This is a genomic window from Thiomonas sp. TH-17, from assembly GCF_057473305.1.
On sequence record NZ_JBYCKI010000297.1, the window covers coordinates 1 to 5,058 of the forward strand.

Genomic DNA, 5,058 nt, shown 5'->3' on the forward strand with positions numbered 1-5,058 from the left:
ACGATCTGCTGTTTGCGGTCGACGATGGGCTGGCGCGCGATGTGCGCTTGCATGACCGCGCTCTGTGCTTCGGGCGCGTCGGTATCTGGCGAGGTGAGGGGGCTGTTCATGGGAACGGAAAATGGAGTCTCGATCGTTGCGTTGATGCTAGCAGCGGCCCAAAGGCGTTGGCCTAGCGCTGGCCTGCCGTGTTGCGTAAAAACAGCCTCGCTACGTTGCCCGACGTGACTTCAGCGCAGCCAGGCTTTCAGCCAGGTGTCGAGATGGTCTTCCATCATCCAGTCGGCCAGCACCTTGGCGCGCATCGCGTCGCCCTGGGCGCGTAGCGCGGCGCGGTCGGAGACGGCTTCGCGCAGCGCACGCGTCCAGTCTCGGTAGCGGTTGGCCACGCGGGTGACCGGAAAATCGCCCTGATACGGCGTGAGGTCGGAGCAGATGACGGGATAGCCGAGGATGCCGTACTCCAGCAGGCGCAGATGGCTCTTGGCTTCGTTGAAGGCGTTGTCTTCGAGCGGGGCGACGGCCAGATCGAGATCGAGCGCGGCCAGTTTGGCGGCATATTGATCGAGCGGTACGCCGGGGTGAAACTCCTTGACCAGCGGCTTGAGCGATTCCGGGCACAGGCCGAAAAACACCCAATCGACTTCGCTGGCCGTATCGCGCACCAGATCGGCAATCAGTTCCAGATCGCCGGTATGGCCCACGCCCCCGGCCCAGCCCACGCGGGGCTTGCTGCGCTCGGCGCGCGGTGGTTGCAAATGACCCCAGCGCGCGGCTTCGAGGTAGTTGGGCTGCACCACGACTTCATCGGTGAAATGGGCATAAGCCTTGGCCAGTGGTTCGGTAGCCACCACCAGTCGGTTGCACAGCCCCGCCGCCTTGCGGAAGCGCTTGGCGATGTCTTTGTGAATGGTGCTTTTGTGCACGCTTTTGTGCGGCAGATTGGTGATGAGATCGTCGATCTCGAACACGCGGAAAGCTTTGTTGGTGCGGCCGTGGCGCTCCAGCGCTTCGATCTGCGGCCACTCCATTTGCCGCTGCACCACCAGACTGTCGGGCTGCATGCGTTCCATTTCGGCGGGCTCGAACAGGCGCATGGTCTCCCAGCCCTGGGTGAGCCCGGCGCGGTTGAGCACGCGCATGGGCGCAATGATGCGGTACTCGCCGCAGCCTTCGCGGTCGGCCGAATGCACCAGTACGCGCGGACGGGGACGCCAGTCTGGGTCCCAGCTCAGGCAGGGCTGATCGTCGAGCAGAAAGTCGGTGCTGGCGAGGCTGAGATGCCGGTTGTATGCGGGGTCGAACGCGAGCTGCGGCAGCCACTTGGCGTACATGGCGTCTTTTTCAGCGGCGAAGCGCTTGAGCTTGGCGTCGTCAGGCTGGGTCTCGGTGCCGCTCTTCTGGCTGGCCGAGCCTTCGTGCATCAGCAGGGCGTAGGGTGTGAAGACGATGCGCAGGCCCGCTTCGCGCACTTTCAAACACAGATCGATGTCGTTGTAAGACACCTTGAAAGCCTGCTCGTCCAGCCCGCCCAACTGTTCATAAACGCTTTTGCGCACCAGCAGGCAGGCGCCGGTGACGGCCGACAGATCTTGGGTGAGCTGGGCGCGGCCGAAGTAGCCGCGGTCTTCGGGCGGGCGGCCGATGAAGGGATGCTCCGCCGGGCCGCGCAGGCCGAGAATGACCCCGGCATGCTGAATCTTGCCGTCGGGGTAGAGCAGCTTGGCGCCGACGATGCCCACATCGGGCCGAACGGCGTGGCTCATCATTTCGTCGAGCCAGTCGTCATGTAGCGCCGCGGTGTCGTTGTTGAGCAGCAGCAGATACTCGCCACGTGCGGCGCGGGCAGCCGCGTTGTTCATCGCCGAGAAGTTGAACGCTCCTGGCTGGCGCACCACGCGCAGGCGGCCGCCGAGTTCGGCCTCCTTGGCTTCGATGGCGGCCAGATAGTTGCGCGCATCAATCGTCTGGCTGTCGTTGTCGATGATGAGAATTTCGTAAGCCGGGTACTTGGTTTTTTCGATCACCGACTCCACGCAGCGCTGCAGCAGCGGCAACTGGTCGCGCGTGGGAATGAGGATGGACACCAGCGGTCGCGCCTCGGGCAGCGGCCAGCGCACGCGGAACGAGGGCGGAAACGGCCCCGGCTGCACCTGCGCCGCAATGCCCAGACGCTCGAAATGGCGCTGCAGGGCCGAGTGCCCGGCTTGCAGAATCTCGGGCACCGATTTTTGCGTATGCCCCGAACCCTGAAGGCGGTGATAGAGCACCTCGGGCACATGGCCGATGGCGGCTTCCCCTGCCCCCGTGCGCTGCAGGTGCTCCCACGCCCGCAGCATCAAGTCGTAGTCTTCCGCGCCTTCGGCCTGTGAGTCGAAGCCGCCGAGAGCCTCGAACAGATCGCGCCGGATCAACAGCAGCCCGCCGACATAGGGCAGGCTGCGCAGATAGTCGAGATTGAAGTCGGGCTTGCAATGCGGGTTGGTGTGCTGGCCGTCGGCCGTGATCTGGTCTTCGTCGGTGTAGACGATCTGCCACTGCGGATGCTCGCGCACGGCATGGGCGATACGGAACAGCGCGTCGGGGGAAAGTTGGTCGCCGGCGTCGATCAGGCCGAGCCAGTTGGCGTCCTGGGAGAGCAGTGCCGTGTTTGCCGAAGCGATGCGCTGCTCGCTATCGCTATCGGATGAAGCGGCTATATCTACCGAAACGCCTGAAAACCATTGTTTGGCAATGCTGAAACGGGTGCCGTGAGCGGATATCTCGGGGTGTAAAAGCAAGGCCATAGATGCGCGCACGTCGCCTGGATTTTCGGACTTCCAGCGACTGATTTCGTCCTGAGCCCAATTCGCTTCATCGGGCAATAGGCGAAAGTCAGCCAGCCAAGGTAAGACGGGGCGTGAAAGGGTCTCCGGCGTCGTTGATACAGGCGTTGGCGTTTGAGTGGCCTTGACCATCAGCCCAAAGCGCTCGGCCTGCTGGCGCAGATACTCCCAGCTTGCCAGCCCGAGTTCATGTGAGCGCTTTTGTTTCTGCGTTTGTCCGGCGTGCATGCGGAAGCGTGCAACGGGGGCCGAAAGGTAGGCAAGGTCGCCGCGCGAAAGAAGGTGCAGTGCAAGGCAAACGTCGCCAGCGCCAAAGCAAAGACGGCCGAACAGAGTCATGACATTGGGCTCGTCGATGCGCAGGGCGTCTGATCGGCGGAACATCATGCATGTCGGCTCACCAAGAGAATTCAACCCGGAAGACAGAATCTGTCCAATGACTTGCGGACCACGCAATAGGCCGTCATTTACGGAGAGCGGGGCCCCCAGTATGCCCTTGTCGAGGGTTTGTCCTGACGCGTCAATCGGCAGGCGGCTACCTGCCGCCAACCTTGCCGCAGGATGCTCGCGATAGATGTGCAGCAAGCGTTCAACAGCGTCAGGCTCCAGCAAATCATCGTCGTAAAGAGGTTTGATGAATACGCCCTGCGCTAGCCGGATTCCCTGGGTGAGATTGTCTGGCTCGCCAAGAGGCAATGCATTTGGGTGATAGGCAACGCGCGAATCGCGCTGCACAAAGTCTTGCGCAATTTTTCGGACTTCATCACCCGGACAGTCATCGAGAATCAATATCTCAATACGACGATAGGTTTGCGCCAACGCGCTTTCGAGGCAGGCCGATAGAAAGTCTGCTCGGTAGGCCGGCACAATAATCGAAACCAATGAGTTCTCTTCTATCGCTTCAATATGCTGCGTGTACTCCATGATTAGAGTGGATTCGGTCCGGGTCTCCAATCGGGCCAGATGGGGATCTGTGCTGTCGTTGATGTTGCAGCGTTTGGCTTGTTCCAGCCCCGACCAATCAGCAAGGCGAGATAACTCTTCTTCGTCCATCAGCCATTTATGACCCCATTCTCGCATTGAAATATTCAGATATTCAGCACGGTTTTTTATCCATGAGTAGCCATATTTATCGAGCCACGGTTGGCGCCAGTCATTGCTTTCGTATTCTATTACCAAGGCATTCAGATCAGGGGTGGCAATGCGTACACGCGCTCCCGGCTTGAGAACACGGCGGCATTCTCGGAGAAAGCCCAAAATGTCCTTTTGACTCAGATGCTCGATGAAGTGTTCGCTATAGATGCCGTCTACTGTGGCATCACCAAAGGGAAGCCCTTGGGTCACATCGCATTGGATATCCGCTCCGGGTTCCAAATCGATATTGATAAAACCGGCTAATTTGACCTTGCCGCAGCCAACATTGAGATAAAGGGGTCGTGTCATGATTTTGAGGCTGCCTTGCTGGCAATTAGCTTCGCTTCGAGATCGAGCAGGGCCCGACTCCGTTCCTTGATGCGTTTTGCCGGATTTCCCGCATAAATGCCAAAAGGTGGGCAATCCGTTTTTATCAGACTTAGTGCGCCGACTGCAACACCGTCAGATAGATGCACGCCGGGGAGAATGACTGTTCCACTTCCGACGATGACATGTTTTCCTAGGTGAACGCTGGCGTGTAATACCTGCTTATAGTCTTCAGGAATTGTCGGATTCGTCATGCTTCCGCCCGAATAGTCGTCAGAACTGCTGTAAATTGATACTCGAGAAGAGATATTGCAGTAGTCGGAAAGAATGATTTCTCCTTTTCCAATCAAAGAACTGAATACTGCGATATGCACATGGTTCCCGATATGGATACCTCCAGAACCCGCAGACAGGACGCAGAAATCGTCGATGCGGACATGGTTGCCGAGAGAAATCCGGCTTGCGCCATAGAACCGGGCATACTCTGAAAGCTGCACATCGTCACCGACCTCGGCAAAGCCGATGGCGTCAATCTCGGTGCGACTCAGCATGGCGCTCGCCTTACGGTTCTCACTCTGCGATGACCGCAACGATGTCCTGCACCGTTTTGGGATCGAGAGCCGGGTAAATCGGGAGACACAGAACGCGATCTGCCATTAGCGCGGCGACCGGAAGGTTGTCACGGCGCGCAGATGGGAGTCCGCGGTACATCGGGAAATCCGAGATGAGTGGGTAGAAGTAGCGGCGCGCGTAATAACCGCGCTCTTTGAGT

The 5,058-nt window shown here is 59.4% G+C and carries 3 protein-coding genes and 1 pseudogene; all 4 read right to left on the reverse strand.

Annotation, left to right across the window (positions count from 1 at the left end):
- Nucleotides 1-230: 230 nt before the first annotated feature.
- Entirely contained in the window at nt 231-3,707 is a 3,477-nt protein-coding gene (locus AC2VLV_RS16515; protein WP_486991005.1) for a glycosyltransferase, read from the reverse strand.
- A gap of 384 nt (nt 3,708-4,091) precedes the next feature.
- Nucleotides 4,092-4,268, reverse strand: a pseudogene (locus AC2VLV_RS16520) (class I SAM-dependent methyltransferase); the annotation flags it as partial.
- Entirely contained in the window at nt 4,265-4,837 is a 573-nt protein-coding gene (locus AC2VLV_RS16525; RefSeq protein WP_486991003.1) for an acyltransferase, read from the reverse strand. The gene AC2VLV_RS16525 and the pseudogene AC2VLV_RS16520, both read right to left, overlap by 4 nt.
- Nucleotides 4,838-4,856: 19 nt before the next feature.
- On the reverse strand, nt 4,857-5,058 hold a 202-nt coding region (locus tag AC2VLV_RS16530), incomplete at its 5' end, for a DegT/DnrJ/EryC1/StrS family aminotransferase (RefSeq protein WP_486991004.1).

What these genes read in the sequence shown, in the direction of transcription:
- AC2VLV_RS16525 (WP_486991003.1), bottom strand. Translation starts at nt 4,837, where the DNA reads ATGCTGAGTCGCACCGAGATTGACGCCATCGGCTTTGCCGAGGTCGGT.